This is a genomic window from Methylorubrum thiocyanatum, from assembly GCA_014138645.1.
Classification (GTDB): Bacteria; Pseudomonadota; Alphaproteobacteria; order Rhizobiales; family Beijerinckiaceae; genus Methylobacterium; species Methylobacterium thiocyanatum.
The window spans coordinates 402,016-427,683 of record JACJIB010000003.1 but is presented as its reverse complement, the minus strand read 5'-3'; the positions used below and the strand labels follow the sequence as shown (position 1 = coordinate 427,683).

30 protein-coding genes are annotated in these 25,668 nt (G+C 70.9%); 17 read left to right on the top strand and 13 right to left on the bottom strand.

Features of this window, described 5'->3' with window-relative positions; all coding sequences use genetic code 11:
* The first annotated feature begins 38 nt into the window (after positions 1-38).
* From HNR51_RS09560 to HNR51_RS09550, 3 genes are all read left to right on the top strand, one after another.
* Positions 39-614, top strand: coding sequence for a PilZ domain-containing protein (locus HNR51_RS09560; protein WP_012455092.1), 576 nt, complete (start codon positions 39-41; stop codon positions 612-614).
* A 100-nt stretch (positions 615-714) separates the two neighbouring features.
* Positions 715-2,253 (top strand): threonine ammonia-lyase, biosynthetic, encoded by a 1,539-nt coding sequence (ilvA, locus tag HNR51_RS09555; RefSeq protein WP_012455091.1) that lies wholly within the window; start codon positions 715-717, stop codon positions 2,251-2,253.
* Between the two features lie 106 nt (positions 2,254-2,359).
* Complete coding sequence (locus tag HNR51_RS09550; protein ID WP_012455090.1) at positions 2,360-2,677, top strand: hypothetical protein; 318 nt, start codon at positions 2,360-2,362, stop codon at positions 2,675-2,677.
* A gap of 25 nt (positions 2,678-2,702) precedes the next feature.
* Here HNR51_RS09550 and HNR51_RS09545 read toward each other — a convergent pair whose 3' ends face one another.
* Together HNR51_RS09545 and HNR51_RS09540 are read right to left on the bottom strand one after the other, a co-directional pair.
* Positions 2,703-2,975, bottom strand: coding sequence for a hypothetical protein (locus tag HNR51_RS09545; protein WP_012455089.1), 273 nt, complete (start codon positions 2,973-2,975; stop codon positions 2,703-2,705).
* Positions 2,976-3,152: 177 nt separating this feature from the next.
* Positions 3,153-3,377 carry a hypothetical protein gene (locus HNR51_RS09540; protein ID WP_182554786.1) on the bottom strand — a complete coding sequence of 75 codons (225 nt, stop codon included), beginning with the start codon at positions 3,375-3,377 and terminating at the stop codon, positions 3,153-3,155.
* 324 nt (positions 3,378-3,701) lie between these two features.
* Here HNR51_RS09540 and HNR51_RS09535 point away from each other — a divergent pair, with 324 nt between their 5' ends.
* Positions 3,702-3,926, top strand: a complete 225-nt coding sequence (locus tag HNR51_RS09535) for a hypothetical protein (RefSeq protein ID WP_182554785.1) — start codon at positions 3,702-3,704, stop codon at positions 3,924-3,926.
* 150 nt (positions 3,927-4,076) lie between these two features.
* Positions 4,077-4,469, top strand: a complete 393-nt coding sequence (locus HNR51_RS09530) for a hypothetical protein (RefSeq protein WP_182554784.1) — start codon at positions 4,077-4,079, stop codon at positions 4,467-4,469.
* A gap of 1 nt (position 4,470) precedes the next feature.
* On the opposite strand, the gene HNR51_RS09525 is transcribed toward HNR51_RS09530, so the two are convergent.
* Both HNR51_RS09525 and HNR51_RS09520 read right to left on the bottom strand, forming a co-directional pair.
* Entirely contained in the window at positions 4,471-5,787 is a 1,317-nt protein-coding gene (locus tag HNR51_RS09525) for a UDP-glucose dehydrogenase family protein (RefSeq protein WP_182554783.1), read from the bottom strand.
* A gap of 184 nt (positions 5,788-5,971) precedes the next feature.
* Positions 5,972-6,985, bottom strand: coding sequence for an NAD-dependent epimerase/dehydratase family protein (locus HNR51_RS09520; RefSeq protein WP_152277466.1), 1,014 nt, complete (start codon positions 6,983-6,985; stop codon positions 5,972-5,974).
* A gap of 452 nt (positions 6,986-7,437) precedes the next feature.
* On the opposite strand from HNR51_RS09520, the gene HNR51_RS09515 reads away from it, so the two are divergent.
* Positions 7,438-7,671, top strand: coding sequence for a hypothetical protein (locus tag HNR51_RS09515; RefSeq protein ID WP_012455083.1), 234 nt, complete (start codon positions 7,438-7,440; stop codon positions 7,669-7,671).
* Between the two features lie 87 nt (positions 7,672-7,758).
* On the opposite strand, the gene HNR51_RS09510 is transcribed toward HNR51_RS09515, so the two are convergent.
* Together HNR51_RS09510 and uraD are read right to left on the bottom strand one after the other, a co-directional pair.
* A complete protein-coding gene (locus HNR51_RS09510; protein WP_182554782.1) occupies positions 7,759-8,421 on the bottom strand; it encodes a hypothetical protein in 663 nt (220 codons plus the stop codon).
* Positions 8,422-8,895: 474 nt separating this feature from the next.
* Positions 8,896-9,780 (bottom strand): 2-oxo-4-hydroxy-4-carboxy-5-ureidoimidazoline decarboxylase, encoded by an 885-nt coding sequence (gene uraD / locus HNR51_RS09505; RefSeq protein ID WP_182554781.1) that lies wholly within the window; start codon positions 9,778-9,780, stop codon positions 8,896-8,898.
* A 456-nt stretch (positions 9,781-10,236) separates the two neighbouring features.
* Between uraD and HNR51_RS09500 the strand changes: the two genes are divergently transcribed.
* On the top strand, positions 10,237-10,476 hold the full coding sequence (locus HNR51_RS09500; protein ID WP_012455080.1) for a hypothetical protein: 240 nt from the start codon (positions 10,237-10,239) through the stop codon (positions 10,474-10,476).
* Positions 10,477-10,521: 45 nt separating this feature from the next.
* Here the strand turns inward: HNR51_RS09500 and HNR51_RS09495 are convergent, their stop codons facing one another.
* The gene (locus HNR51_RS09495; protein ID WP_041371510.1) at positions 10,522-11,052 is read right to left on the bottom strand and encodes a flavin reductase; all 531 of its coding nucleotides are present in this window, start codon (positions 11,050-11,052) and stop codon (positions 10,522-10,524) included.
* 254 nt (positions 11,053-11,306) lie between these two features.
* Between HNR51_RS09495 and HNR51_RS09490 the strand changes: the two genes are divergently transcribed.
* The 10 genes from HNR51_RS09490 (at position 11,307) to ureG (ending at position 19,067) form a co-directional block, all read left to right on the top strand.
* Positions 11,307-12,200 carry an urease accessory protein UreD gene (locus HNR51_RS09490; RefSeq protein WP_239681670.1) on the top strand — a complete coding sequence of 298 codons (894 nt, stop codon included), beginning with the start codon at positions 11,307-11,309 and terminating at the stop codon, positions 12,198-12,200.
* A 109-nt stretch (positions 12,201-12,309) separates the two neighbouring features.
* Positions 12,310-12,930, top strand: a complete 621-nt coding sequence (locus HNR51_RS09485; RefSeq protein WP_012455077.1) for an urease subunit gamma — start codon at positions 12,310-12,312, stop codon at positions 12,928-12,930.
* Positions 12,931-12,971: 41 nt separating this feature from the next.
* Positions 12,972-13,487, top strand: coding sequence for an HD domain-containing protein (locus tag HNR51_RS09480; RefSeq protein WP_182554987.1), 516 nt, complete (start codon positions 12,972-12,974; stop codon positions 13,485-13,487).
* Between the two features lie 82 nt (positions 13,488-13,569).
* The gene (locus HNR51_RS09475; RefSeq protein ID WP_182554779.1) at positions 13,570-14,472 is read left to right on the top strand and encodes a DUF1003 domain-containing protein; all 903 of its coding nucleotides are present in this window, start codon (positions 13,570-13,572) and stop codon (positions 14,470-14,472) included.
* Positions 14,473-14,547: 75 nt separating this feature from the next.
* The gene (gene ureC, locus HNR51_RS09470; RefSeq protein WP_182554778.1) at positions 14,548-16,260 is read left to right on the top strand and encodes an urease subunit alpha; all 1,713 of its coding nucleotides are present in this window, start codon (positions 14,548-14,550) and stop codon (positions 16,258-16,260) included.
* A 31-nt stretch (positions 16,261-16,291) separates the two neighbouring features.
* Positions 16,292-16,750 (top strand): DUF29 domain-containing protein, encoded by a 459-nt coding sequence (locus HNR51_RS09465; RefSeq protein ID WP_182554777.1) that lies wholly within the window; start codon positions 16,292-16,294, stop codon positions 16,748-16,750.
* A gap of 24 nt (positions 16,751-16,774) precedes the next feature.
* A complete protein-coding gene (locus HNR51_RS09460) occupies positions 16,775-17,281 on the top strand; it encodes a DUF29 domain-containing protein (protein ID WP_182554776.1) in 507 nt (168 codons plus the stop codon).
* Positions 17,278-17,769, top strand: a complete 492-nt coding sequence (locus tag HNR51_RS09455; protein WP_182554775.1) for an urease accessory protein UreE — start codon at positions 17,278-17,280, stop codon at positions 17,767-17,769. The genes HNR51_RS09460 and HNR51_RS09455 overlap by 4 nt, the downstream gene beginning before the upstream one ends.
* Positions 17,762-18,436, top strand: coding sequence for an urease accessory protein UreF (locus HNR51_RS09450; protein WP_182554774.1), 675 nt, complete (start codon positions 17,762-17,764; stop codon positions 18,434-18,436). The genes HNR51_RS09455 and HNR51_RS09450 overlap by 8 nt, the downstream gene beginning before the upstream one ends.
* Before the next feature lie 16 nt (positions 18,437-18,452).
* Positions 18,453-19,067 (top strand): urease accessory protein UreG, encoded by a 615-nt coding sequence (ureG, locus tag HNR51_RS09445; protein ID WP_012455071.1) that lies wholly within the window; start codon positions 18,453-18,455, stop codon positions 19,065-19,067.
* A gap of 27 nt (positions 19,068-19,094) precedes the next feature.
* On the opposite strand, the gene HNR51_RS09440 is transcribed toward ureG, so the two are convergent.
* From HNR51_RS09440 to HNR51_RS09415, 6 genes are all read right to left on the bottom strand, one after another.
* On the bottom strand, positions 19,095-20,168 hold the full coding sequence (locus tag HNR51_RS09440; protein ID WP_182554773.1) for a phytoene/squalene synthase family protein: 1,074 nt from the start codon (positions 20,166-20,168) through the stop codon (positions 19,095-19,097).
* A complete protein-coding gene (locus tag HNR51_RS09435; protein WP_182554772.1) occupies positions 20,149-21,675 on the bottom strand; it encodes a phytoene desaturase in 1,527 nt (508 codons plus the stop codon). Before HNR51_RS09435 ends, HNR51_RS09440 begins: the two co-directional genes overlap by 20 nt.
* 44 nt (positions 21,676-21,719) lie before the next feature.
* Entirely contained in the window at positions 21,720-22,649 is a 930-nt protein-coding gene (bchO, locus tag HNR51_RS09430; RefSeq protein ID WP_182554771.1) for an alpha/beta fold hydrolase BchO, read from the bottom strand.
* An 81-nt stretch (positions 22,650-22,730) separates the two neighbouring features.
* On the bottom strand, positions 22,731-24,578 hold the full coding sequence (locus tag HNR51_RS09425; RefSeq protein ID WP_182554770.1) for a magnesium chelatase subunit D: 1,848 nt from the start codon (positions 24,576-24,578) through the stop codon (positions 22,731-22,733).
* 8 nt (positions 24,579-24,586) lie between these two features.
* Entirely contained in the window at positions 24,587-25,096 is a 510-nt protein-coding gene (locus tag HNR51_RS09420) for a DUF192 domain-containing protein (RefSeq protein WP_141951881.1), read from the bottom strand.
* Positions 25,093-25,638 carry a cold-shock protein gene (locus tag HNR51_RS09415; RefSeq protein ID WP_012455065.1) on the bottom strand — a complete coding sequence of 182 codons (546 nt, stop codon included), beginning with the start codon at positions 25,636-25,638 and terminating at the stop codon, positions 25,093-25,095. Before HNR51_RS09415 ends, HNR51_RS09420 begins: the two co-directional genes overlap by 4 nt.
* Positions 25,639-25,668: the final 30 nt, after the last annotated feature.

Below are 25,668 nucleotides of genomic sequence, written 5' to 3'. Positions count from 1 at the left end.
TGTGCCGGCAGTGTTGCGAAACGACGACACGTGAGACCATGACCGAGCGCCCCGCCTCTGACCTTCGCACGGTGTTCCTTCCGGCGCTCTGCTGGAGCCGTCGGCAGGCCGACTTCTACGCAGTGACGCAGGACCTCTCCCCCGACGGCATCACCTTCCGCTCGGCGTTCGAGCCGGCGGTCGACGAGTCGCTCACCTGCAGCATCCGCTATATCGGCCAGGTGGAAACCCGCGTCGTCAGCGTCGACGACAACCTTTTCGTTGTTCGCCTGATGACCTCGCGGCAGCGGGCGGCCGAGGTCGCCCGCACCATGCTGGCGCTGTCCCGCGAGCAGGGGCGCAGCTTCGAATCGGCCCGCGCGCATCCGCGGATCAACCCGGCGCGTAAGGACGTGCTCGTGACCCTTGAGGACGGACGGGTGCTGCCGGGCCGTCTCATCAACGTCTCGGCCTCCGGCGCGGCGCTCGCCCTCGACCATACGCTCGCCAGCGGGGCCCGCATCACCATCGGCGCCACGGCGGCGCAGGTGGTGCGCATCTTCCGCGACGGCATCGGCGCCGCCTTCGCCTTCCCCCTCGATCCGGCGCAGGTCCATGCCGAGATCCGGCTCTGAGCCGGGACGGTCCCTGACGGCCCCGCCCCTCGCATCCCGGCTGCGGAAGGTCTAAGTCCCCGGGTAAGCCCTGCCCGATGACGCGGCCGAAAGCCTGCCCGTGACCGACTACATCAAGAAGATCCTCTCCGCCCGCGTCTACGACGTGGCCATCGAGAGCCCGCTCGACCCCATGCCGCGTCTGACGAAGCGGCTCGGCCGACCCGTTCTGCTCAAGCGCGAGGACCTGCAGCCGGTCTTCTCGTTCAAGCTGCGCGGCGCCTACAACAAGATGGCCTCGCTGCCGCGCGAGCAGTTGGAGCGCGGCGTGATCTGCGCCTCGGCCGGCAACCATGCGCAGGGCGTGGCGCTCGGCGCGGCCCGGCTCGGGGTGCGGGCGGTCATCGTGATGCCGCGCACCACGCCGGCCATCAAGGTCGATGCCTGCCGGGCGCGGGGCGCCGAGGTGGTGCTGCACGGCGACGCCTTCGACGAGGCCCTGGCCGAGGCGCGCCGCCTGGAGGCGCAGTGGGGCCTGACCTTCCTGCACCCGTTCGACGATCCCGAGGTGATCGCGGGCCAGGGCACGATCGGCATGGAGATCCTGCACCAGCACACGGGGCCGATCGAGGCGATCTTCGTCCCCATCGGCGGCGGCGGCTTGGCGGCCGGCATCGCAACCTTCGTGAAGTATCTGCGCCCCGAGACCAAGGTCATCGGCGTCGAGCCGGACGACGCCGCCTCCATGGCCGAGGCGATCCGGGCCAGCGAGCGGGTGACCCTGCCCACCGTCGGCCTGTTCGCCGACGGCGTCGCCGTGCGGCAGGCGGGCGAGGAAACCTTCCGCCTCTGCCGCGAGCATCTCGACGCGGTCATCACCGTCGACACCGACGCGATGTGCGCGGCGGTCAAGGACATCTTCGACGACACCCGCGCGATCTCCGAGCCGTCGGGGGCGCTGAGTCTCGCCGGAGCCAAGGCCTGGGCGGCGCAGAACCCCGGCACGGGGCCGCTGGTGGCGATCTCGTCGGGCGCCAACCTCAATTTCGACCGCCTGCGCCACATCGCCGAGCGGGCGGAAATCGGCGAGGAGCGCGAGGTGCTGCTCGGCGTCACCATCCCCGAGCGGCCCGGCGCCTACCGCGCCTTCATCGCCGCCCTCGGTCCCCGCGCGATCACCGAATTCAATTATCGCTATGCCCAGGGCAGCGACGCGCGCATCTTCGTCGGCATCAACCTGCCGGGCGGCAAGCCCGAGAAGCGCGACCTGATCGCGGCCCTGGAAAGCGCCGGCTACCGCGTCGCCGACATGAGCGACAACGAGATGGCCAAGGTGCATGTCCGCTACATGGTGGGGGGGCGCGCCCAGGGTCTCGCCGACGAGCGGCTCTACCGCTTCCAATTCCCCGAGCGGCCGGGCGCGCTGATGAAGTTCTTGGAGGCGTTGGGCGACGGCTTCAACATCAGCCTGTTCCACTACCGCAACCACGGCGCCGATTATGGCCGGGTGCTTGCCGGGATCGAGGTGCCGGCGGCGGAGCGACCCCGGTTCGAGGCCGCCCTCGAAGCCCTCGCCTACCCCTACGTCGACGAGACCGACAACCCGGCCTACCGCCTCTTCCTCGACAATGGCCTGAGTCAGGAGGCGGTGCGCCGCTGAAGGCCGTCGTTCGCGACGCGTCAGGCCACCTTTGCGGTGTCGGCCGATCTGCCTATCATCGGATCGGCCGGCATCGCGTGCCGGCCGGAGAACGGAGCCACGGCCGATGCGCGCTGCCCCTTTCGCCCTGCTCGCACTCGTGACCCCGGCCCTGGCCGGTCCTCTGGAGGGTGACGGACCTGCTCGGCCGTCGCAGGCGATGGACGCCTCGATCCTCACGCAGCGCAGCGCCGAGGAATCCATGGCGCGTCAGGCCGCGTTCGACCAGCGGATCGCCGAGCGCAGCCATCGCGCCGCCCGCTCGATCTGCTCCGGCTGCGGCGCCGGCTCAGGCGCACGCGGGGCCTCCGTCACGCCGGGCCTGCGCAACCCTGGGCTCGACGAGGCGCGGCCCGCCGACCCGGCCGCGGCACCGCTCGACTGATCGGGCGGCGACCTTTCCGATCGCGTCAGGCCGGCACGGAAGCGGGCTGGCTGCGGAACAGGGCGGTGCAGCCGGCATCGCGGTGCATGCTCAGGATCGAGGCGCGGTCGATTTCAGGGTGCTCGGCCAGCACGCGCCGCACGTCCTCGACGACCCGCTCGTAGCGATGGGCGTCGAAGTTCTTCTCGAGAGGACTGACGGCGATATAGGCCTCGACCACAAGCACCCGTTCGGTGCGCTCCTTGGTGATATCGACGGCGATCCAGGCCGATTTGACCAAGCGGTTGGCGGCGAGCATGGGACGATCCTCCGATGCCGCCGCGTGATCCGGCGGCTTTCGTGGGGAAAGCATGAACCGCGCCGGGGAGCTTGCCAAGGGATTCACCGGCCGAGCCGGGCAAATCATCACCGATTCCCATCGAGGCCGGAGCGGCGCGCCTTCGAACGCCGCAGCGATTCCTCGCGATTCCCCGGGTCAGGTGTCGGAGACGATCCGCAGGGCGGGGTAGCCGTTGGGGCGGGACGGGGCCGCGAAGCCGGCCGCACCGTCCTCCGCTCCCGCCACGGCCGATTTCGAGCGCCCCTTCATCAGCGTCGGCCGCGCGATCCAGCGCACCACCTTGTTGCCGTCGTAGCGCCCGGCCCGCCGCTCGTCCCTGCGTAAGACCCAGCGCGGATGAACCGCCCCATTCCTGATCATGATCCGTTCCCCCTCGGGGCCCCGAGTCCGCCCTCGGCACGCGCCATCGCGTCGTCCAGCCTCACGTCGGATCGGGCGCCCACGGCCGAAGCAGGCAACGAATTCGGGACAATTGCATCCTCCAAATTAGGGATATCCGGCATGTTTTGCACTTAAGTAGTCTCGCGCATCCTTAAAGAAAATTTTCAATCCCTCGCCGTATCGAGGTTGCCGGGCGGCCGCGGCCGGTGGCGAGGAAGACGACGCAACACTCGGCGCAACATGCCTGCAAACAGCCGAGGCTAATCCGCCTCTTGCGAGACGTGAGACGTCGCGAGGGGAAAGATGTCGAAGATCGCTGCTGCCGCCGGACGGGCCGTCTCGATCCTGCTGGTCGTGTCCTGCGCCGCTCCCGGTCCCGCTGTGGCTGCGACCGTGTCGAAGGACCGCTCCGACATTCTGCGCGCCGCTCCCGGTCCGACGGGCGGCGCCGCGCCCTCGGCACGCGGGACGACGCGTGCGTCGTGCCCGCCGCGCTGGCCCTACATCGTCCTGACCTGCACGGCGTGAGGCGAGCGTGACCCTGTTCGTGATCCTGCTCGCCTGCAACCTGGCTCTCGGGCTGGTCTTCTCGTTGATCGCGGCGTCGGTGGAGTGAGGCCACCTCGCGGTGTATGCCGCCCGCTTGACCTCGGCCCCGGCTTGCGCACACGAGACTCCATGCTGACGCTTGTTCGCCTGATGGCGTGGACCGTGGCCATCGGCCTCGTCGTCGTGACGCTCTCGCCGCTGGAGGCGCGCCCGGTCGTGGCCTCGGCGAACCTGGAGCGGGCCGGCGCCTACGCTCTGTTCGGCTTCCTCCTCGCCCTCTCCTATCCCCGACGCTGGGTGCTGGCGCTTCTCGCCGCCGTCGTCCTCGCCGGAACCCTCGAAGCGGCGCAGGGCCTGACCGCGAGCCGGCACGGCCGGGTGGTCGATTTCCTGGTGAAGGGGGGCGCAGCCCTGATCGGCGGCCTCGCCGCGCAGACGCTGCACCTCCTGCTCGCCCGCCGCGCTAAATCGGCGGAGTCGAGCGGCGGAGTCGAGCGGCGGGTTCGACCGAACGGGGGCTAAGTCAGTCGCGGCTGGCCAGAGCCCCGACGCCGACATGGCGCAGGCCGTGGCGGCGGGCCTCGTCGGGCGCGTAGACGTTGCGCAGGTCGACGAGGACGGGGGCGGCCATCATCGCCTTCAGCCGCGCCAGATCCAGAGCCCGGAACGCGTTCCACTCCGTCACGATCACCAGCGCATCCGCCCCTTCGGCGCAGGCATAGGCATCCTCGGCATAGTCCACGCCCTGAAGAAGCGGCCGCGCCTGCTCCATCCCCTCCGGATCGTAGGCCACGATCCGGGCGCCGGCATCCTGCAAGCCGGCGATGATCGACAGCGACGGCGCGTCGCGCATGTCGTCGGTGTTCGGCTTGAACGTCAGGCCCAAGAGCGCCACCCGCTTGCCCCGCACCGACCCGCCGCAGGCCGCGATCACCTTGCGCGCCATCGCGCGCTTGCGCTGGTCGTTGACCGCCACCACCGTCTCGACGATCCGCACCGGCGTGCCGTAATCCTGCGCCGTCTTCACCAGCGCCAGCGTGTCCTTGGGAAAGCACGAGCCGCCATAGCCCGGACCCGCATGCAGGAACTTCGACCCGATGCGGTTGTCGAGCCCGATGCCGCGGGCGACCTCCTGCACATTGGCGCCGACCTGCTCGCACAGATCGGCGATCTCGTTGATGAAGGTGATCTTGGTGGCCAGAAACGCGTTGGCGGCGTACTTGGTCAGCTCCGCCGTGCGGCGGCCGGTGAACAGGATCGGCGCCTGGTTGAGGTAGAGCGGGCGGTAGACCTCCTGCATCACGGCCGCCGCGCGGGCGTCCTCGGCGCCGATGACGATGCGGTCGGGGCGCTTGAAGTCGCCGATGGCGGCGCCCTCGCGCAGGAATTCGGGATTGGAGGCGACGCCGATATCGAGGTCGGGGCGGGCCTCGCGCAGGATGCGCTCGACCTCGTCGCCGGTGCCGACGGGCACGGTCGATTTGGTGACGACGACGGCGTAGCCGGTCAGCGCCTCGGCGATCGCGCGGGCCGCGGCGTAGACGTAGGAGAGGTCGGCGAAGCCGTCGCCGCGGCGCGACGGCGTGCCGACGGCGATGAAGACGGCCTGAGCCCCTGCGACGGCGGGCTTGAGATCGGTGGAGAAGGCGAGGCGCTTCTGGCGGACGTTCTCGGCCACCAGCGCGTCGAGGCCGGGCTCGTAGATCGGCATGCGGCCCTCATTGAGGGCGGCGATCTTTTCGGGATCCTTGTCGATGCAGACGACCTCGTGGCCGAAATCGGCGAGGCAGGCGCCCGACACCAGGCCTACATAGCCCGACCCAATCATCGCGATGCGCATCGGCGATCCGTCTCCCCTGCCCTGGCGGCCCTCGATCCTCGGGAACCGCGGAGGAGGCCGGCCGTCACAAGGGTCGGCATATTTTCCGAAGTGGGCAATGCGCGCAGCGTGGCCGGCCCGGGCGCATCCGGGTGAGCGTTGCGCCCCGAAAGGCTGTGATCCGTCTTTGAACGGGGGCCGCGCTCTACGGTGTCCCGTAGTAGCCGAGGTACCACTTCACGAAGGCCGGAATGCCGATCTCCAGCGGCGTCTCGGGCAGGCGGCCGACGAGGTCGGCCAGCAGATCGGTGCTGGCATGGGTGCGGATCACGTCCCCGGGCGGGAGCGGCTTGAGCACACGCTCGGCCTTTCGCCCCAGAGCGGTTTCGAGGGCACCGATCATGGCGTCGAGCCGGACCGGGCGACCGCCACCGATATTGACGAGACGATAGGGCGCCACCGCGCTCAGGGTATCGGCCGGCGAGACCGGGCCGCCCGCGGATGGAAGCGGCGGCGGGCGCTCGGACAGGGCCAGGATCGCGTCGACGAGATCGTCGATGAAGGTGAAGTCGCGCTCCGCCGCGCCCTCGCCGAACACCTCGATCGGTTCGCCGGCCAGGATCTTCCGGGTGAACAGGAACAGCGCCATGTCCGGCCGGCCCCAGGGGCCGTAGACCGTGAAGAAGCGGAAGGCGGTCGTCGGCACACCGAACAGGTGGGCGTAGGAATGCGCCATCGCCTCGTTGGCGAGCTTCGAGGCGGCGTAGAGGGTGAGCGGGGAGACCGCGCGGTCGGTCTCGCGGAACGGCACACTCGTGTTGCCGCCATAAGCCGAACTGGTCGAGGCCGTCAGCAGGTGCCGCACCGGATGGGCGCGCACGGCCTCCAGCAGGTTGGCGAAGCCGACGAGGTTGGCTTCGACATAGGCGCCGGGGTCGATGAGGCTGTAGCGGACGCCGGCCTGGGCCGCGAGGTGGAAGACGAGGTCGGGTTTGACGCGCGCCATCACGTCGAGGAGCGCACCGGGCGTCTCCAGCCGCGCCTCCACAGCCTCGAAGCCGGGATGCCGGGCCAGATCCGCGTGCCGCGCCCGCTTCAGCGCGACGTCGTAATAGGGCGAGAGGGCATCGAAGCCTGTCACGCCGTGGCCCGCCGCCAGCAGGCGGCGGCTCAGCGCATGGCCGATGAACCCGGCCGAGCCCGTGACGAGAGCGTGCATGCGAGGCCTGGTCCATCGTTCGTGCGCGGATCAGGCCGGATACTCTCGACGCGCCCTCCTCGCAAGGAACGGCCTCGGAAGCGCGGCGGCGCTGCGGTGGGAACGTCCCGCCACCCATCCGATTATCGTTTTCACAGGGTTTTTCGGCCAAGTCGTCGCTGTCTGCGTCGGTGGCCGTCTGCCCGGTTCATGGATCAAGCCTGCTTCCAGCGCGCACCTGTCGCGCCGGCTCAGGGCTTGTTTCTTGGGGAATCAGGTATACTTACGCCAGACTATCAGCCGACCTATGCCTCGCGCCCGCCCGCGACGCCGGTCCCGCCTTCTGCCGGGGCCGAGCGTCTTCGCACGGAACGGGTGAGAGCGCGAGGCCGGCCGAGACATCCATCCAGGCCCAGGGCGCCGTGTCGCCCCTCGCTTGGGTCCAGCGAGTTCGAACACCGAGTGTCCGCCCGATGAACCAGCTTTTCCGCCTGCCGCAAGTCGGCGAGGCCGATGCGATTGCGGAGCCTTCCGCCGATCTCCGTGTCCCTTTCGCGCAATCCGGCACCTTCGTCTGCAAGTTCATCATCGGTGAGCCGAGCGACCAGGCCGTGTGTTGCGGGGCTCCGGTCGCCGACGGCAAGAGCTGGTGCGCCTATCACCGCCGTATCGTGTTCGAGCCGGCGCGTCCCGGCCGGGTTCGCTGAGAACGGCCGCCTCTCGGCTGGCTCGAGCGCCGTGTCCTTCACGGTGCCCGCTGCCCCCTCCCCTCTCGGGAGGGCGGTGACGGTGCGCTACTCCGCACCGAACGGATTGAGCGGCGACGGTGGATCGACCACCACGCCCGCCGGACCTCCCGTCCCGCGCCAGCGCATGACGAGACGACCGCCCTCGCGCATCCCGACGGTGCGATAGGCCGGATCGTACGACGGCAGGCCGAGATCGCTCGGTCTGTTGCCCGCCGTGCCGAACCGGCGCTGCTCGTAATAGGCCTCGGCCGGAGCATCGGGCGGGATGAAGCCGTAGACGGGGCGCAGGTTGCGCGCCACCGGACCTCTCACGAACCGCGGCGGCACCGAGATCCGCGCTGCGACCCGCCGGCTTGGCCGGTCAACCTCCCGCACCACTGCGACCCGTGCCGGCCGTGTCCGGCTCGCAACGGTCCGGATCTGGGCCCGGCGGAGCTTGGCCATGCGCCGTGGCGCCCGGGCTTCGGGGCGGCGTGCCACTGCCGGCTCGTCGATCTTGGCGGGCGTTGCCATCGGCTTCGGCGCGGCGGCGTTCGTTGCCGGCTTCTCCGCCTTGGCGGGCGGATCCGTCCACTGGCCTGCGGCCTTGGACTCGGCGGGGCGTGAGCCGGACGTGGCGCCCGGCGTATCCTGGGCAGCGGCGGGGAAGGCTGCCAGAATCGTGCCGATAAGGATGAGAACGGCGCGGGATCGGCTGCTCCGCGACATGGTGAATCCCTTCAGGATCGGAGAAGGAGAATGTCGGCCGTCAGCTCCGAAATCGGGTGCAAGGGCACCCGCCTGCGGAAGCTCGCTGCTACGGTAGTGCTGCCATGGCGTGGCGTCCATAGATCAATGTATCAAAACGCGAAGTTCTGACGCTGTTCCACCGTAAGTCTCAAGAACGACGCTTCCTCAACGATCGATACGGTCCGATCTTCGCTATCCGAAACGGCCGGAGCCGTGACGGATCCGGACTCTTCTTCGAACGGTCTCGCGATGAGCGACGGAGGCGCTGGGCGCGACGACATCGGACGGCTCGTACCCCGCTGCGAGATGGATTGGGCGCTGTTCACCCTCGGCGAACGCCGCTCCTCCCGCGCCCACGATCCGTTCGCGGCGCTGGTGCTGTGCCCCTCGGTAGCGAGACCGGGCGCCTGTGCGAGGCGCAGTCACGGCTCGTGCGGCATCCCTTCGGGTGACTCAGCTCCCGCGATAGGTCTGGTAGCTCCACGGGCTCGCAACGAGGGGGACGTGATAGTGCCCCTCCGGCTCGGCCACGCCGAAGCGGATCGGCACCATGTCGAGGAAGGCGGGCTCCGGCAGGGCGAGCCCGCCGCGGCGAAAATGCTCGCCGATGTGGAAACGCAGCTCGTAGGCCGCGATCGGCACCGGCCGTCCGCCGATCAGCGGCGCATCGGTGCGCCCGTCCGCATTGGTGACGGCACGGGCGACGATCACGGATTCATCCGGGCCGACGAGTTCGGCGAGTTCGACCGCCACGCCCGCCGCCGGACGGCCCGTGACGGTGTCGAGCACGTGGGTCGAGAGACGTCCGGTCACCCGCAATCCCCCCTCGCCCGCCACCAGGGCATCGAGGCGGATCGCGGCGATGCGGAAGACTTCCGTCTCCGCCGTCTGCCGCTCGCGCGCGGCATCGCTCGTTAGCCGGGCCTCGAACTGCCACAGCAGGGAGGCGCGGCCGTGCCGCTTGATACAGAGGATGAAGGGGAAGCCGAATTTCTTGACATAGGCGGCGTTCAGCGTCGCGAACCGTGCGTATTCGCCCTCGCTGAGCCGGTCGAGGCCGGCGGCGGCCTGTTCGGCGATCGAGGCGGCGGCGATGGTGCCGTCCCGGGCCGAGCGCCCGGCAAGTTCGGGGTGTCCCTGCAACAGGGCGAGCCGCCGCGCCTCGGGCGCCGCGACCACCGCTTCGCGCATCGCCTCGAAAAGCGCCTCGACGCTGCCGAACGGCCGACGGTCCGCGGCAGCCTCGGCGACCCAGGGCGCATGCTCGAAGATCGCGCCGAGCGACGCGACGAACGCCTCCGTGGGGGCGGTGTTGAGCGCGTCGAGGGTCAGAGGCATGGGCGGGTCTCCGCGTAGGCGAAAGCGGCGGCGCACCGGTGGCCAGGACGATTATGGACTGGCTTGGCCGCGCCGCATTCCCTTCTCCCTCGCCCTGTGCCGCGCCTCAAACAAGACCATGAGGCGGCCGGGGCTGCGGATGGACGTCCGAAGTCGGGCATGTATTCCCATCGAAAGCGGGACTCGTGACATCACGCACATGCTGGGAAAGGTTCGTGCCAGTTGCCGAAAGGGCGGGCAGAAATTTTTACATGTCCATAAATCATTGATATCGCTTGGCAATTCCTATTATTTCTTAGCGTGGTGTTCACGTGCCAGCCGAGGCTCCGAGTCTTATATGCTCGCATTCTATGCAAAGCATGATCATCCGAGAGGCGTACTGCACAAATTCTAGAAGCAAAACGCCGCGTTCGTGTCTAACTACCCAACGGAACCCACCTGTTCGGGAGACAAGACATGTCCACACGCCTCCTCTCGAGCGCAGTCCTGGCGCTCGCCCTCTCGGCTGGAGCCGCCGCGGCCGGTGATCAGGACCGGGCCGGACGCCGCGCCCCCGAGACCACCGGCAGCGTTCGCGGCGAGACCGAAGCTCCGTTCTTGTTCGGAGTTCCGCAGCAGAATCCGGGCGCCCTTCTGCCCAGGGGCCGCAGCAGCTTCAACGCCGACACCGCCCGCGCCCGACACTACGAGCGCTGAGGCGGATCGGGGCGCCACCGCCCGCTGGCGCCGGCCCCGCTCGCGTCACTCCGCGGCCGGGGCCTCGCGCCGCAGGACCCGGTAGCGCCGCCCGGCGTAGAGCAGGCCTTCGGCGCCGCCGATCCCGCCGAGCGCCTCGACCGCGCAGATCAGGACGTCGTGGGTGCCGACGGCGTGGCGATCGACGATGCGACAATCGAAGGCGACGAGGGCCCCCGGCAGAACCGGGGCTCCGGTCCGTAGCGTCGTCCAGTCCCGTCCGTCGAAGCGCTCGGCCTGCTTCACGCGGCCGGCAAAGTCGGCGGCGAGGCGATCCTGCGTGGCTCCCAGCGTGTTGATGCAGAGCACGCCGTTGCGCAGGAAGACGGGATAAGCGGAGGAATTCCGGTTGAGGCAGACCAGCAGCGTCGGCGGGCCGTCGCTGACGCTGCACACCGACGTGGCCGTGAGGCCCGCCCGGCCGCCCGTACCGTCCGTGGTGACGAGATGCACCGCGCTCGCGAGCTGAGCCATCGCCTCGCGGTAGGCCGAGGCGGACACGGGCTCGTGGTCGGGGGAAGGGGTGCCGGCGGTCATGGCGGGACTCGTGGCGGAGTTCATGGCGGTCGCCTCTCGGGGCCGATGAGGTCCCGACGGTTGAGCGGGACGGGGCAAGGCTCGGCTGAGCGCCCGCGAAAGCATGACGCGGTGGGCGTTCCGGCCGTTCCGGTCAAGTGTCGGAGTGGCCGACGGGTGCCCTCGGCGGCCTCATCCTGCGCCGCCGCTGCCCAAGATCGGTGCGGGATGGCATCGAAACGACCGGGATCGCGATCTTGCGGAGCGGGCCGCCCTTGTCCGAAGAAGCGCGGGCCCGATCCGCCGGAGGCCGCGCCATCCTCGCCGAATCGCCCCGATCTGTCCCGTCCCGCCAGCGCTCGCACGGTGTGGTGCGCCTGCGCGTCGCCCGGGCCGGGACCGCCGCGGACGCCCCGACACGGATCGTCGATCTTGCCGAGGGCGGGCCCCTGCGCCTTCGCTTCCCCCGCCAGGGCGCCGAGCGGATGCTGGAGGGCGTGCTGGTCAATACCGGTGGCGGCGTCGCCTGCGGCGACGTCTTCGAGGTGTCCGTCATGGTCGAGGCGGGCGCGGCCTGCCTGCTGACGACGACGGCGGCCGAGAAGATCTACCGGTCGGACGGCGCGAACGCGACGATCCTCAACCGGATCGAGGTCGGCCCGGCCGGGCGGCTCGACTGGCTGCCGCAGGAGACGATCCTGTTCGACCGCGCCCGGCTGGTGCGCCGCTTCGAGGCGGATCTCGCCCCCGACGCATCCCTGCTGGTGGCCGAGATCGCGGTGCTCGGCCGGGCCGCCCGCGGCGAGCGGCTGGAGCAGGCCCTGTTCGAAGATCGCTGGCGCATCCGCCGCGACGGCCGCCTCGTCTATGCCGACAGCCTGCGTCTCGACGGCGCGGTGAGCGATCTCATGGCCCGCGCGGCGACCGGCGGCGGCGCCCGCGCCCTCGCGACGCTCCTCGATCTCGCCCCCGGTGCCGAGGCGCGGCTCGACGAGGCCCGTACCCTTCTCGACGCGCTGCCCGCGGGGGTCGAGGCCGGCGCCAGCGCCTGGAACGGGCATCTCGCCGTGCGGATGCTGGCGCCCGCGATCGCGCCGCTGCGCGAGGGGGCCGCCCGCTTCCTCGCAGCCTGGCGGGACCGGCCGATGCCGCGGGTCTGGCAGAGCTGAGCCTTCTCGATCGGCCGGCTTGGCCGACCGACTTGGCGAACCGGCTTGACCTCGGCCCGAGCATGATCCTTGCTCGCGCCGATCCTACACCGACCCCAGGATACGTGCCTTGCTCCTCACGCCCCGCGAGAAAGACAAGCTCCTCATCGCCATGGCCGCGCAGGTCGCCCGCAACCGGCTGGCGCGGGGGGTGAAGCTCAACCATCCGGAGGCGGTCGCCCTCATCACCGATTTCGTGGTGGAGGGCGCCCGCGACGGGCGTTCCGTCGCCGAACTGATGCAGGCGGGCGCCACGGTGCTCGACGCCTCGCAGGTGATGGAAGGGGTGGCCGAGATGATCCACGACATCCAGGTCGAGGCGACCTTTCCCGACGGCACCAAGCTCGTCACCGTCCACCACCCGATCCGCGGCGCGCCCTCCGCGGACGTGCCCGGCACGGTGACGACGAAGCCCGGCGAGATCGTCTTCAACGAGGGGGCGCCGCGCACGGTGCTCGAAGTCGCCAATACCGGCGACCGGCCGATCCAGGTCGGCTCGCATTACCACTTCTTCGAGGTCAATCCGGGCCTCGTCTTCGACCGCGAGCGGGCCCGCGGCCAGCGCCTCGACATCGCGCCGGGCACGGCAGTGCGGTTCGAGCCGGGCTCGACCCGGGAGGTGACGCTGGTGCCGCTGTCGGGCACGCGCACGGTCTACGGGTTCCGCGGCGACGTGATGGGGGCGCTGTGACCGCGTCCCAACAGGGCCGGCGGGAGGATGTGGTCCTCGTGATGCGGGCGGCCGATTTCGCGTCGCGACGGCACGCGGCCCAGCACCGCAAGGGGAGCGCGCGCGAGCCCTACGTGAACCATCTCGCCGAAGTCGCCTCGCTCCTCGCCGAAGCGGCGCGCGAGCCCGACGCCGCCCTCGTCGCCGCCGGCTGGCTCCACGACACGCTCGAGGACACCCCGACCGATCACGCGGAGCTGGAGCGGCTGTTCGGCCCGGCCGTGGCCGATCTCGTCGCCGAGGTGACGGACGACAAGTCCCTCCCGAAGGCCGAGCGCAAGCGCCGGCAGGTCGAGACCGCCCCGCGGAAATCGGCGGGGGCGCGGGCGATCAAGATCGCCGACAAGACCAGCAATCTCCGCTCGCTCGCCGCCAGCCCGCCGGAGGGTTGGGAGCGGCAGCGCATCGCCGACTACGTCGCCTGGGCGGAAGAGGTCGTGGCCGGCTGCCGCGGCACCAATGCCGCCTTGGAAAGCCTCTTCGACCGCGCCGCCGCCGAGGTGCGAGGGACGCTTTGATGCCGCGCCGGGGCGTGACGCCGCCCGCGCTCTCGGGTAGGCGCACGGGCAACCGCTTCCGCAGCGATGGCGTGGGTAGCCTGTGAGCCTGACCGACGAGGGGCACGAGCCTGATCCGGCGCCGATGGCGCTCGACGCGCCGGCGCAGCCCGTGCCCGCGAAGAAGCGGGCGGTCTGCGCCATCACCGGTGTCGAGATGAACCGCCGGAACCTCGTTCCGGTGGCGAGCCTGCGGCCGGCGCTCGCGGAGCATATCCGGGTCGATTACCCCGAGCTGAGCGAGGACGCGCTCATCAGCAGCAAGGCGCTCGCCGGCTACCGGACGCGCTTCGTCGCCGAGTTGCTGGCGGAGGAGCACGGCGAGTATTCCGATCTCGACCGGCAGGTGGCCGAGAGCATCGCCGCGCAGGACACGATCGCCGAGAACATCGAGGAGGATTACGACGAGCACCGCAGCTTCGGCGAACAGGTCTCGGACGGGCTCGCCGCCTTCGGCGGATCCTGGGCCTTCCTGATCAGCTTCGCTCTGGTGCTGGTCGCCTGGATGGCGGTGAACGTCATCATGGGGGAACTGAAGGCGTTCGATCCCTACCCGTTCATCCTGCTCAACCTCGTCCTGTCCTGCCTCGCGGCGATCCAGGCACCGATCATCATGATGAGCCAGAGCCGGCAGGACAAGAAGGACCGGCTGCGCTCGAACAACGACTACCGGGTCAACCTGAAGGCGGAGCTCGAGATCCGGCATCTGCACGAGAAGATGGATCACCTCGTCACCAAGCAGTGGCAGCGGCTCGCCGAGATCCAGCAGATTCAGCTCGAGATGCTCCAGGACATGCGCACCCGCGTGGCGCGCAAGCCCGTCGTCAAGGTGAAGAAGGTGGTGCGCAAGAAGCGCCCGAAGGCGCCGCCGCCGGGTCCGGACAAGCCTCCCCCCGCGGAGGCCGCGCCGGCCGCCGGTGCACCGCCGCCCGGACCGGCGGGCTGACCGGAGCGGCCGCTCGCCGCTTCCGGCACCAACCCTGCTTCCCCCATCGACCGACCCACGATTCGAGCCTCTGCCATGTCCGCCCGCCTGCCCCGCGCCGCCTATGCCGACATGTTCGGGCCGACGACCGGCGACCGCATCCGCCTCGCCGATACCAGCCTCGAGATCGAAGTCGAGCGCGATTTCACGGTCTACGGCGAGGAGGTGAAGTTCGGCGGCGGCAAGGTGATCCGCGACGGCATGGGCCAGTCGCAGGTCACCAACGCAGAGGGCGCGGTCGATACCGTCATCACCAACGCGGTGGTGCTCGACCATTGGGGCGTCGTGAAATGCGATGTCGGCATCCGCGCCGGGCGAATCGTCCGGCTCGGCAAGGCCGGCAACCCCGACATCCAGGGAAGCGTCGACATCGTCGTCGGTCCCGGCACCGAGGTGATCGCGGGCGAGGGCAAGATCCTCACGGCCGGCGGCTTCGACAGCCACATCCATTTCATCTGCCCGCAGCAGATCGAGGAGGCGCTCTGCTCCGGCGTCACCACGATGCTGGGCGGCGGCACCGGGCCGGCGCACGGCACCTTCGCCACCACCTGCACCCCGGGGCCCTGGCACATCGCCCGGATGATCGAGGCGGCCGACGCCTTCCCGATGAACCTCGCCTTCGCCGGCAAGGGCAATGCCTCGGTGCCGGGTGCGCTGGAGGAGATGATCCGTGCCGGCGCCTGCGCGATGAAGCTGCACGAGGATTGGGGCACGACGCCCGCCGCGATCGACACCTGCCTGTCGGTGGCCGACGCCTTCGACGTACAGGTCATGATCCACACCGACACGCTCAACGAATCGGGCTTCGTCGAGGACACGATCGCCGCCTTCAAAGGCCGCACCATCCACGCCTTCCATACCGAGGGCGCGGGCGGGGGCCACGCGCCGGACATCATGCGCGTGGCGGGGCTGGCCAACGTGCTCCCGTCGTCGACGAACCCGACGCGGCCCTTCACGAAGAACACCATCGACGAGCATCTCGACATGCTGATGGTGTGCCACCATCTCGACCCGTCGATCCCGGAAGACCTCGCCTTTGCCGAGAGCCGCATCCGCAAGGAGACCATCGCGGCCGAGGACATCCTGCACGACATCGGCGCGCTCTCGATGATGTCCTCCGACAGCCAGGCCATGGGCCGCGTCGGCGAGGTCGTGATCCGCACGTGGCAGACGGCGGACAAGATGAAGCGCCAGCGCGGCGCCCTGCCGGGCGACGCCTCGGGCAACGACAACCTGCGCGCCCGGCGCTACGTGGCGAAGTACACGATCAACCCGGCCATCGCCCACGGCGTGTCGCGCCATATCGGTTCGGTGGAGCCGGGCAAGCTCGCCGACCTCGTGCTGTGGACGCCCGCCTTCTTCGGCGTGAAGCCCGATCTCGTGCTCAAGGGCGGCATGATCGCCACCGCGCCGATGGGCGACCCCAACGCCTCGATCCCGACGCCGCAGCCGGTGCATTACCGCCCGATGTTCGGTGCCTATGGCCGCGCGCCGTTCGCCACCGCGCTCACCTTCGTCTCGCAGGCGGCGGTCGAGGACGGACTGAAGGAGCGGCTGCGGATCTCGAAGGAGCTCGTCGCGGTGGAGAACGTGCGCGGCGGCATCTCGAAGAAGAGCATGATCCTCAACGACGCGACCCCGGTGATCGAGATCGACCCCGAGACCTACGACGTGCGCGCCGACGGTGAGTTGCTGGTCTGCGAGCCGGCAGAAGTTCTGCCGATGGCGCAGCGGTATTTCCTGTTCTGAGCTATCATCGGCCGGGTAGAGGAGATCCCCGATGACCAAGGCCGCGCTGAAGCCGCCCCCGGCGGCCGATCTCTACGAGACGGATTTTTACGCCTGGGCCCGCGGGCAGGCCCAGGCAATGGCAACGCGCGAGCGGAGCGCGCTCGACATCGAGAATCTGATCGACGAGGTCGAATTTTTGGGACGGAGCCAGCGAGCGGCGATCGAGTCGCATCTGAGCGTGCTGATCGTCCACCTGCTCAAGTTCAAGGTTCAGCCGGAGCGGGCGACCGTGAGTTGGCGCATCACCCTTCGAAATCAGCGGCGGGATATCGAGCGGTTGACCCAGCGAAGCCCGAGCCTTCGCGGCTATCCGGCAGAGATCCTAGCGGAGACGTATCGCGACGCGGTGCGTCGCGCCGCTCAGGAGACCGGGATCGACGAGGCCGCCTTTCCAGACGAGCTGTCCTTCACCCTGGCGCAGATCCTCGATCCCGATTTCCTACCCTGATCCGTTCCCTGAATCCTCGCCCCGATGCCCAGCCCCATATCCATGCCATCGAGCGAACTTTACGGTGCCGACCTCGCGGCCTGGGCTGATGCCCAGGCGCGCGCGCTCCGCGAAGAGCGGATCGACGCCCTCGATTTCGACCATCTGTCGGCGGTCGTCAGCGAACTGGCGGCCGAGCAGGGGCGGGAGTTGCAGGCGCGGCTTGAGGTCATTCTCACCGGGTTGCTGCGCTGGGCAGAACAGGTTGACCTGCGCGGTCATTCTTGGGCGGCGACGATCGACATCCAGCGGCATTGTGTCGAGCGCCTCTTGAGGCAGAATCCGAGTCTTCGCCCTGCCGTGCCGGTCATGGTTGCCGCTGCCTATCCAGCCGCCAAGGCACGCGCCGTCTTGGAGAGTGCCCTGTTCGACGACAGCTTTTCCGGTTCTTGCCCGTTCACCGAGGACGAGGTGTTGCGCGGCGGGTTCTTCCCCGACCCCTACGGTGACGACGTGATCCGCGGCGAGGGCTGGTGGAAGCACCGGGCATGATCCGCGCCACCCGCGTCATCCGCCGCGACCGTCTCGGCTCCGGCGAGATCGTCGACCGCATCGTGCTCGACTCGAACGATCGCCACCGCCGCCGCATGGCGATGCGCGGCGTCGGCGGCACCGCCTTCCTGCTCGACCTCGGCGAGGCGACCGTGCTGGATGACGGCGACGCCCTGGCGCTGGAGGATGGGCGGCTCATCTGGGTCGAGGCGGCCCCCGAGGCGTTGCTCGAGATCCGCGCGCCCTCCCCGCTCGCCCTCAAGCGGCTGATCTGGCACATCGGCAACCGGCACATCCCCGCCGAAATCGGCGAGGATGCGGTCTGGATCGCCCACGACCACGTGCTTGCCGAGATGGTGCGGGGCTTGGGCGGCCGCGCCGAGCCGGTGACGCGGCCGTTCCGGCCGGAAGGCGGCGCCTATGCCGGCGGACATGCCCAGGGCCACGGGCACGGCCATGCGCACGCGCATCACCACGTCCATGACTGACGCCCTCAGGCTGATGGCGTGGCTCTCGCCGACCTATCCGGTCGGCGCCTTTGCCTATTCGCACGGGCTCGAATGGGCGGTGGAGTGCGGCGACGTGCGCGACGCCGCCACGCTCGCCGACTGGCTCTCCGACGTGCTGGAACGGGGCGCCGGCCGCAACGACATGATCCTCTGTGCCTGCGCCCACCGCGCGGTCACCGCCCGCGACGATGCGGACCTCGTCGCGATCAACGATCTCGCCCTGGCGCTCGCACCCTCCCGCGAGCTTCATCTCGAAACCAGCCAGCAGGGCCGCAGCTTCCTCGACGCGACGCTTCAGGCCTGGCCCTGCCCCGCCCTCGCCGAGGTCTCGGCCCGGCTCGAAGGCCGGCTCGCCTATCCGGTCGCCGTCGGCGCGGCGGCGGGCGCGCACGGTGTCGCGCGCGAGGCGACGGTGGCGGCCTATGGCCTCGCCTTCGTCCAGAACCTCGTCTCGGCCGCCCTGCGGGTCGCCCCCGTCGGCCAGAGTGCCGGCACGGCCGTGCTCGCGTCGCTCACGCCCCGCGTCGCCGCGCTCGCCGAGACCCTGCACGCGGCCGATCGCGACGCGCTCGGCAGCGCCACCCTGCGGCTCGATCTCGGTTCCTTCCGGCACGAGACGCAGTACTCCCGCATCTTCCGCTCCTGAGGAATCGTCTGGCCCAATGGCATCCCTGAACGGACCCCTGCGCGTCGGCATCGGCGGACCTGTCGGTTCCGGCAAGACGGCGCTGATGGAGCAGCTCTGCCGCCGCTTCCGCGACCGTTACGAGATCTGCGCGATCACCAACGACATCTACACCAAGGAGGATGCCCGCATCCTCACCGTGGCCGGGGCGCTGCCCGAGGAGCGCATCCTCGGCGTCGAGACCGGCGGCTGCCCGCACACGGCGATCCGTGAGGATGCCTCGATCAACCTTGCGGCGGTGGCCGAGATGCGCCGTCGTTTCCCGAAGCTCGACCTCGTTCTGATCGAGTCCGGCGGCGACAACCTCGCGGCGACCTTCTCGCCGGAACTGGCCGACATCACCCTCTACGTCATCGACGTGGCGGGCGGGGAGAAGATCCCGCGCAAGGGCGGCCCCGGCATCACCCGCTCGGACCTGCTCATCGTCAACAAGACCGACCTCGCTCCGCTCGTCGGCGCCGACCTCTCGGTGATGGAATCCGACACGCAGCGGATGCGCGGCACGCGGCCCTACGTTTTCGCCTCGCTGCGCGAGGGGCACGGCGCGGACCGAGTGGCCACGTTCATCGTCGAGGCCGGCGGCTTGAGGTAAGGACGCCCCGGAACGACCGGCCTCCCCTCAGGACGGTGCCGAGCGGCGGAAGGCGTCGCGCTCCTCCAGCGCCTCGATGAGATCGAGCACGCGCACGACTTGTCCGGAGAAATCCCACCAGGGCGGCGGGCGATGCGCGGCCGGGAGCGGGTGGCTCAGCACCGCCTCCACGAGGAAGGCCGTCTCGGGGAGCGGCGGCGCGGAGAGGCCCCGCCGCCGGCCCGTGGGCAGGAGCGCACCGGTGAGGAGGCCGGCCTTGCGGGCGCCGCTCACGCGGGCGCGGCGGGTCACCGAATCGAGCCCGTTCGCCTCCACCGCGCGGCCGATCTCCGCGTAGATCGTGCCGGCGGCCCGGATCGCCGGGCGGCACCGCAGCGGGAGCGCGGCGATGCCGGGCTCCGCGCGGGCGTAGAGCCCGTTGGCGGCGGCGAGCAGGCCGGCGACCACCCGTTGCAGGCCGGGGCTGAGACGGGGATCGGCAAGGAAGGTGCGCTCATCGACGCCCGCTTCGTCGAGCCACGCCCGCGGCAGGTAGAGGCGCCCGGCACGGGCATCCTCGCCGACATCGCGGGCGATGTTGGTGAACTGCATGGCGACGCCGAGATCGCAGGCGCGGGCGAGCGCAGGCCCGTCACGCACCCCCATCACCAGGGTCATCATCGCCCCCACCGCCCCCGCGACGCGGGCGGCATAGGCCGCCAGATCCGACAGGGTGTCGTAGCGCCGGCCCTGCGCATCCCAGGCGAGCCCTTCGAGAAGCGCCCGCGGCAGCGCCTCGGGGATGGCGTGGCGTGCGATGACCTCGGCGAGCGCCCGGTCGGCGGGGTGGTTGTCGGGGCGGCCGGCGAGCGCCGCCGTCAGGCGCCGCTCCAGCCGGGCCACGGCCGCGCCGCGGTGGCCCCCCGCCTCGTCCACCGCATCGTCGGAGAGGCGGCAGAAGGCGTAGAGGCCGTAGGCCGACACCCGCACCGAGGGCGGCAGCAGCATCGAGGCCGCGTAGAAGCTCTTCGAGCCGGCGCGGATCGCCGTGCGGCAGGCGGCCAGATCGTCGGCGAGGGTCGCCCTGATGGCGGCGGAGGGGTCAAGCGCGAACACGGGCATCCGGCACCACGGTATCGAGGACACGGGCCGAGGACAGCACCCCCGGCAGACCGGCGCCGGGATGCGTCCCCGCGCCGACGAGGAAGAGGTTGGCCACGTCCTCGGAGCGGTTGTGCGGGCGGAACCACGCCGATTGCGTCAGCACCGGCTCCAGCCCGAAGCCCGAGCCGCGGAAGCTCAGGAAGTCGTCGGAAAAGTCCTGCGGCGTCGTCACCCGCGAGGTGACGAGAGCGGCGGAGAGCCCCGGCAGCACCGCGTCTTCGAGGAAGCGGGCGATCCTCTGCCGGTACGGTTCGGCGAGCCGCGCCCAGTCCTGGCCGCCGGCGAGGTTCGGCACCGGAGCGAGGACGTAGAAGGCGTCGTGCCCGGGCGGGGCGAGCAGCGGGTCGGTCGCGGTCGGGCGGTGGAGGTAGAGGCTGAAATCGTCCGCCAAGTGCTTGCGGTCGAAGATGTCCTGAAGCAGGCCGCGGTAGCGCGGGCCCATCAGGATCATGTGGTGATCGACCTCCGGGTACTTTCTCCGGGTGCCGAAGTACCAGACGAACAGGCCCATGGAGGACGCGGCCCGTGCGAGCCGTCGCGCGCTCCAGCGCCGGGTCGTGCCGCCCAGCAGCGTGCCGTAGGTGAAGGCGGAATCGGCGTTCGAGACGACGACGTTTGCGGGGATGGCCTCGCCGCCCGCCAGCACGACACCGGTCGCGGCCTTGCCCTCGACGCGGATGCGCGACACCTCCGCGCCGCAGCGGATCGTCCCGCCCTGCCCCCGGATCAGCCCGCAGAGCCCGTCCACCAGCCGCCCGGTGCCGCCCATGGCGAAATGAACGCCCCATTGCCGTTCCAAATGGGCGATGAGGCAGTAGATCCCGCTGGCGCGAAACGGGTTGCCGCCGATGAGCAGCGGATGGAAGCTGAAGATGGTGCGCAGCCGCTCGTCGCGGATGAATCGGGCGACCACGTCGTAGACGCTGCGATGGCCGGAGAGTCGCAGGAGGTCGGGCGCGATGCGCAGCATCGAGCCGAGGCTGCCGAACGGGACATGGCCGAGTTCCTCGAAGCCCAGCCGGCACACCGCCTCGCTGTGGGCCATGAAGCGCTCGTAGCCGGCCACGTCGTCCGGCGAGAAGCGGGCGACCTCCGCCCGCATGGCCGCGCGGTCGCCGCTATAGGCGAAGCTCTCGCCGTCCTCGAAGCGGATGCGGTAGAACGGCTGCATCGGCACGAGGGTGACGTCCTCGTGCATCTCCCGTTCGCACAGGCGCCACAGTTCCTCGAACAGGAACGGCGCGGTGACGATGGTCGGCCCGGCATCGAACGTGAAGCCGTCCTGCCGGTGGACGCGGGCGCGGCCGCCCGGCTGGTCGAGCCGTTCCAGAACGGTGACGCGGTAGCCGCGCGCGCCGAGGCGAACCGCCGCCGCCAGCCCGCCGAAGCCGGAGCCGATCACCACCGCGTGCGGCCGGGCATCGGGGCCGTGCGCGTCCATCGGCTTGACGGCGAGTGTCAACATACGTTGACACTATGGCTGGGATTTCCAGCAACGCAAGAGGTGTCTCAGGCCGGCGACGCCTGCGCCGTCGCGGCTTCGGCGAGAACGATCTCCGCCACCCGCTCCGGCGCCTCTTCGTGGGCGAGGTGGCCGAGCCCACGCAGCAGTTCGACGCGGGCGCTCGGCAGACGCGCGCGGAGCGCGAAGGCGTCCTCCGGCTTGATCGCCTTGTCGTCGCCGCCGACGACCAGCAGCGTGCGGGTGTCGAGCCGCGGCAGGTCGCGGGCGAGCGCCGGGAGATCCCAGTTCGCCATCATGCCGAGCGCCCCCGAAACATGGCCGGCGCGGGTGAAGAGTCGCCGGTAGAGGTCCAGTCCCTGCGGGTCGAGGCGCGAGCCGGTGCCGTCGATGAGCCGGCGCACCGCCGCCCGGTCGGCGCTCCAGGCAAAGAGTTTCGGGGTGACAGGGTTCAGGAACAGCATCCGGGCGATGCCGGGGAAGAGGAAGCTGGCAAAGCCCGGAAACGGCGTCAGAGCGCCGTTGATCGCCACGAGAAGGTCCGGGGCGATGCGCCGGTCGAGGCACATCCGGGCCAGCACGGCGGCGCCGGCCGAATGGCCGATGGCGAGGCGCGGCGTCAGGCCGAGAGCCGCGGTGAGGCCGCCCACCGCCTCGGCCATGCCCGGCAGGGACAGGCGGCGGGGCGGCAGCGGATCGGTGAAGCCGTGGCCCGGCAGATCGGGTGCGACCACCCTGAACCTCTGTGCAAAGAGCGGCGCCAGCCCGCGCCAGGAATGGGTCGCGGCCCCGGTGCCGTGCAGGAGCAGGAGGCTGGGCGCTTGCCGATCGCCGAATTCCTGCACGTGCCAGCGCAGGCCCGCGGCCTCGACGAAGCGGCTCGCGGCGCGGTGCGGCCAATCGCGGCCGTCGCGTTCCCAATCCGGCCGGTCGTCGTAGGGCAAGGGCAAGGTCCGCTTTCCTTGTTGCAGCGACATCGGCCGGACTCGTCATCGATGCGCCCGGCGACGATCCGAGTCGCGTCCCGAATGTCGCCCCGAATGTCGTCGCCGGCTGCCTCAGGCCGTGGCGGCGCGCACCGCCGCGCTGACGCTGCCCGCATCGGCGTGGGGCAACGGACAGTAGCGCGCCTGCGCCGCCTCGGCGAGGCGGCGCGCGCCGTCGGGCCGAGCACCGGTATCGATCACGAGGGTGGGCAAGGCCTGCGCCCGCAGCAGGCGGGCGGCCGAGAGCGCCTCCTCGCCGGCCAGCGCCCTTCCGCCGAGGCCGGAGCGAGCGACGTTGGCCCGCCCATCGGTGAGCAGGACGATCACGGGACTTCCGCCGGAGCGCCGGACGCCGAGCGCCAGGATTGCGGCGGCGTCGAGTCCGGCAGCGAGCGGCGTGCCGCCCCCGCCCGGAAGGCCGGCCAGCACGCGCTTGGCCCGCACCAGGGAGCGGGTCGGCGGCAGCACGGTCTCGGCGCCCGTCCCGCGGAAGGCGACGAGGGCGATGCGGTCGCGCCGGACATAGGCCTCGGCCAGCAGCAGTTCGACGGCGCCCTTCGCCTCGGCCAGCCGCTCCAGCGCCGCCGAGCCGGAGGCATCGACGCAGAAGATCGTCGTGGTCTCGCTGCGCCGCTTGAGCCGGCGGATCCGGAAATCCTCGGGGGTGACGGCGATGCACCGCGGATCCGTTCCGGCTCGGCGCAGGCGCTGCCAGGGGGCGGCGGCGCGCAGGGTCGCGATCAGGTCGAGCCGCCCGCGGCGCGGATCGCCGGGCCAGCTGCCGACCGGACGGCCGGAGAGCGGCGAGGCGGAGGCGGCGCCCATCCGCCCGGCCGGAGCGGCGCGCAGCGGCGGACCGCCGGCGAGGAGCCGCACCAGCAGGTCTTTCGGGAGGGCGGCGCGGACGGCGTCGAGCACGACCTCGTCGGGCGCCTGCGCCGCGCTGTCCGCTTCTTCGGCCGCGTCCTCGGGCGGCCGATCCGCATCCGGCGGCGGGGGCGGCGGCGGCTCTGCCGCTTCCTCCGTCTCCGGCTGCGCTGGGGCCGGCAGGCGCGTCGCCCGGGGCGCCAGGACGAGGCGGGCGGCCTCCATCAGGTCCGCCCCCTCCGGCCCTTCGCGGCCGGATGCCGCCGCGATCCGCCGGGCGGTCCGCAGGGCGAGGAGCGGCGCCCGCAGCGAGGCGATGCCGAACGCCTCCGCGACGGCGCAGAGGGTGGCGATCGGATCGCCCGTCGGCTGCGCCCTTCTCCCGGTGGGGTCGGGCTCAGGCTCGGGGTGGTTCAGGAACGAACGGGAGGGTGCCGCCGAGGCGGCATCGGTCTCCGGAGCAAGCGGATCGCCGCCCCCGTCTCCACGAACGTGGAAGAGAAGCGGCACTTCTTCCAAAGGGAACCTCGCCTCCCGCAGGCTCACGCCGCTCAGGTCGATGCGCAGGGCGAGGCGGTCGGCGAGCGCCTCGGCGACCGTTTCGTCCTCCTGGCCCTCGTCGAGCAGCACGAGGCCGAAGCGGGCGGGCAGCCGCGCGGCGAGGCCGTCGCGCTCCAGCGCCAGCGTTCCGGTATCGAGGGCCGCCGCGAGCCGGGCGACGGTGCCGCGCTCCAGGCGCTCGGCCATCGGCACGACGACGACCCCGCCATCGGCCTCCGCCAGCAGCCCGCGCTGGATCACCGGACGGCCGGCGCGGAGGGTGGCGGGCAGGTCGAGCCCGCCGATCAGCCGGTCGTCGGCGATTCCCGGCGGCATCCGCCGGACCGGGCCGGCGAGCATCCCGCGCAGGTGATCGAGCCAGCGGTCGCGCACGGGGCCCGCTCCGGCTCGCAAGATGACGCCGCCGAGGCCGTGCGGATCGGCGGCGAAGAGAGCGGCGGCGCGCAGCGAAGCGTCCCAGACCCCGGCCGGATCCTCGGTCTCCGGGGCCATGGCGGGGATCAGCGCTTGAACATCGCGTGCTCGACCCGGTCGCCCGCGCGGATGCCGAGCTTGGCCGCGGTTCCGGCGTTGAGTTCGAGCACTGCGAGCACCGGCTCGCCCGAGGAGATGACCTTGGTCGAGAGCGGCTCGGTGTCGGCGGCGATCCGTGCGATCGAGCCGTCGGAGCGGATGAACACCATGTCGAGCGACAGGTAGGTGTTCTTCATCCACATGGTGGCCGGCGCCGGCCGCTCGAAGTCGAACAGCATGCCGTGGTCGGCGGCCATGGAGCGGCGGAACATCAGCCCCTTGGCGCGCTGCGCATCGGTCCGCATCACCTCCACCTGGAAGGCGTGGCGGCCGCTCTTGCCGACGATGCCGAGCGGCTCGGTCGCCGCCTGCGCGGCGGGGGCCGCATCCTGCGCGAACGAGGGCGGCGCCGGCAGGGCCGCCAGCGCGGCGAGGCAGGCGGCGAGGCGCAGGAACTTGGAGGCGGAGGGAAGCACGGGCACGCGGGTCACCGTCAATGGGAAGCCGGAAGCGCCCCGTCGACGAGGCGGACTTCCGCCGCCATAGCACCCTTCGAGCCGTCGCCGTAGCGCACCAGCACCTGCTCGCCCGGCTTCAGCTCGGCGATGCCGTAGCGGCGCAGGGTCTCCATGTGGACGAAGATGTCCGGCGTCCCGTCGCCCCGGCTGAGGAAGCCGAAGCCGCGCAGGCGGTTGAACCACTTCACCACCGCGACCTCCAGGCCGCTCGTCGGCGTCACGGTGACGTGGGTGCGGGCCATCGGCAGTTCGGAAGGGTGAAGCGCGGTGGACTGATCCAGCGAGACTACGCGGAACGCCTGCCAGCCGCGCTCCCGCCGCGTCGCCTCGACCACGATCCGCGCGCCCTCGCTCGCGGCCTGATGCCCGTCCCGGCGAAGGCAGGTGATGTGCAGGAGAACGTCCGCCGAACCGTCATCCGGCACGATGAAGCCGAACCCCTTCGAGACGTCGAACCACTTGATGCGCCCGGCGATCTCCACGAGTTCGGCCGGCCGCTCGTCCTCGCTCTCCCGCTCCATCGCCCGGCCTCGCGTATCCGGCATGCGGAG

Coding starts and splice junctions, on each gene's coding strand:
- HNR51_RS09515 (WP_012455083.1), top strand. CDS start 7,438: ATGAACCAGCTTTTCCGCCTGCCGCAAGTCGGCGAGGCCGATGCGATT.
- HNR51_RS09425 (WP_182554770.1), bottom strand. CDS start 24,578: ATGGCCCCGGAGACCGAGGATCCGGCCGGGGTCTGGGACGCTTCGCTG.
- HNR51_RS09560 (WP_012455092.1), top strand. CDS start 39: ATGACCGAGCGCCCCGCCTCTGACCTTCGCACGGTGTTCCTTCCGGCG.
- HNR51_RS09550 (WP_012455090.1), top strand. CDS start 2,360: ATGCGCGCTGCCCCTTTCGCCCTGCTCGCACTCGTGACCCCGGCCCTG.
- HNR51_RS09450 (WP_182554774.1), top strand. CDS start 17,762: ATGACTGACGCCCTCAGGCTGATGGCGTGGCTCTCGCCGACCTATCCG.
- HNR51_RS09480 (WP_182554987.1), top strand. CDS start 12,972: ATGCGGGCGGCCGATTTCGCGTCGCGACGGCACGCGGCCCAGCACCGC.
- HNR51_RS09465 (WP_182554777.1), top strand. CDS start 16,292: ATGACCAAGGCCGCGCTGAAGCCGCCCCCGGCGGCCGATCTCTACGAG.
- HNR51_RS09460 (WP_182554776.1), top strand. CDS start 16,775: ATGCCCAGCCCCATATCCATGCCATCGAGCGAACTTTACGGTGCCGAC.
- uraD (WP_182554781.1), bottom strand. CDS start 9,780: ATGCCTCTGACCCTCGACGCGCTCAACACCGCCCCCACGGAGGCGTTC.
- HNR51_RS09510 (WP_182554782.1), bottom strand. CDS start 8,421: ATGTCGCGGAGCAGCCGATCCCGCGCCGTTCTCATCCTTATCGGCACG.
- HNR51_RS09530 (WP_182554784.1), top strand. CDS start 4,077: ATGCTGACGCTTGTTCGCCTGATGGCGTGGACCGTGGCCATCGGCCTC.
- HNR51_RS09520 (WP_152277466.1), bottom strand. CDS start 6,985: ATGCACGCTCTCGTCACGGGCTCGGCCGGGTTCATCGGCCATGCGCTG.
- ureC (WP_182554778.1), top strand. CDS start 14,548: ATGTCCGCCCGCCTGCCCCGCGCCGCCTATGCCGACATGTTCGGGCCG.
- HNR51_RS09435 (WP_182554772.1), bottom strand. CDS start 21,675: ATGTTGACACTCGCCGTCAAGCCGATGGACGCGCACGGCCCCGATGCC.
- HNR51_RS09495 (WP_041371510.1), bottom strand. CDS start 11,052: ATGACCGCCGGCACCCCTTCCCCCGACCACGAGCCCGTGTCCGCCTCG.
- HNR51_RS09440 (WP_182554773.1), bottom strand. CDS start 20,168: ATGCCCGTGTTCGCGCTTGACCCCTCCGCCGCCATCAGGGCGACCCTC.
- HNR51_RS09525 (WP_182554783.1), bottom strand. CDS start 5,787: ATGCGCATCGCGATGATTGGGTCGGGCTATGTAGGCCTGGTGTCGGGC.
- HNR51_RS09540 (WP_182554786.1), bottom strand. CDS start 3,377: ATGATCAGGAATGGGGCGGTTCATCCGCGCTGGGTCTTACGCAGGGAC.
- HNR51_RS09535 (WP_182554785.1), top strand. CDS start 3,702: ATGTCGAAGATCGCTGCTGCCGCCGGACGGGCCGTCTCGATCCTGCTG.
- bchO (WP_182554771.1), bottom strand. CDS start 22,649: ATGTCGCTGCAACAAGGAAAGCGGACCTTGCCCTTGCCCTACGACGAC.
- ureG (WP_012455071.1), top strand. CDS start 18,453: ATGGCATCCCTGAACGGACCCCTGCGCGTCGGCATCGGCGGACCTGTC.
- HNR51_RS09545 (WP_012455089.1), bottom strand. CDS start 2,975: ATGCTCGCCGCCAACCGCTTGGTCAAATCGGCCTGGATCGCCGTCGAT.
- HNR51_RS09500 (WP_012455080.1), top strand. CDS start 10,237: ATGTCCACACGCCTCCTCTCGAGCGCAGTCCTGGCGCTCGCCCTCTCG.
- HNR51_RS09455 (WP_182554775.1), top strand. CDS start 17,278: ATGATCCGCGCCACCCGCGTCATCCGCCGCGACCGTCTCGGCTCCGGC.
- HNR51_RS09415 (WP_012455065.1), bottom strand. CDS start 25,638: ATGGAGCGGGAGAGCGAGGACGAGCGGCCGGCCGAACTCGTGGAGATC.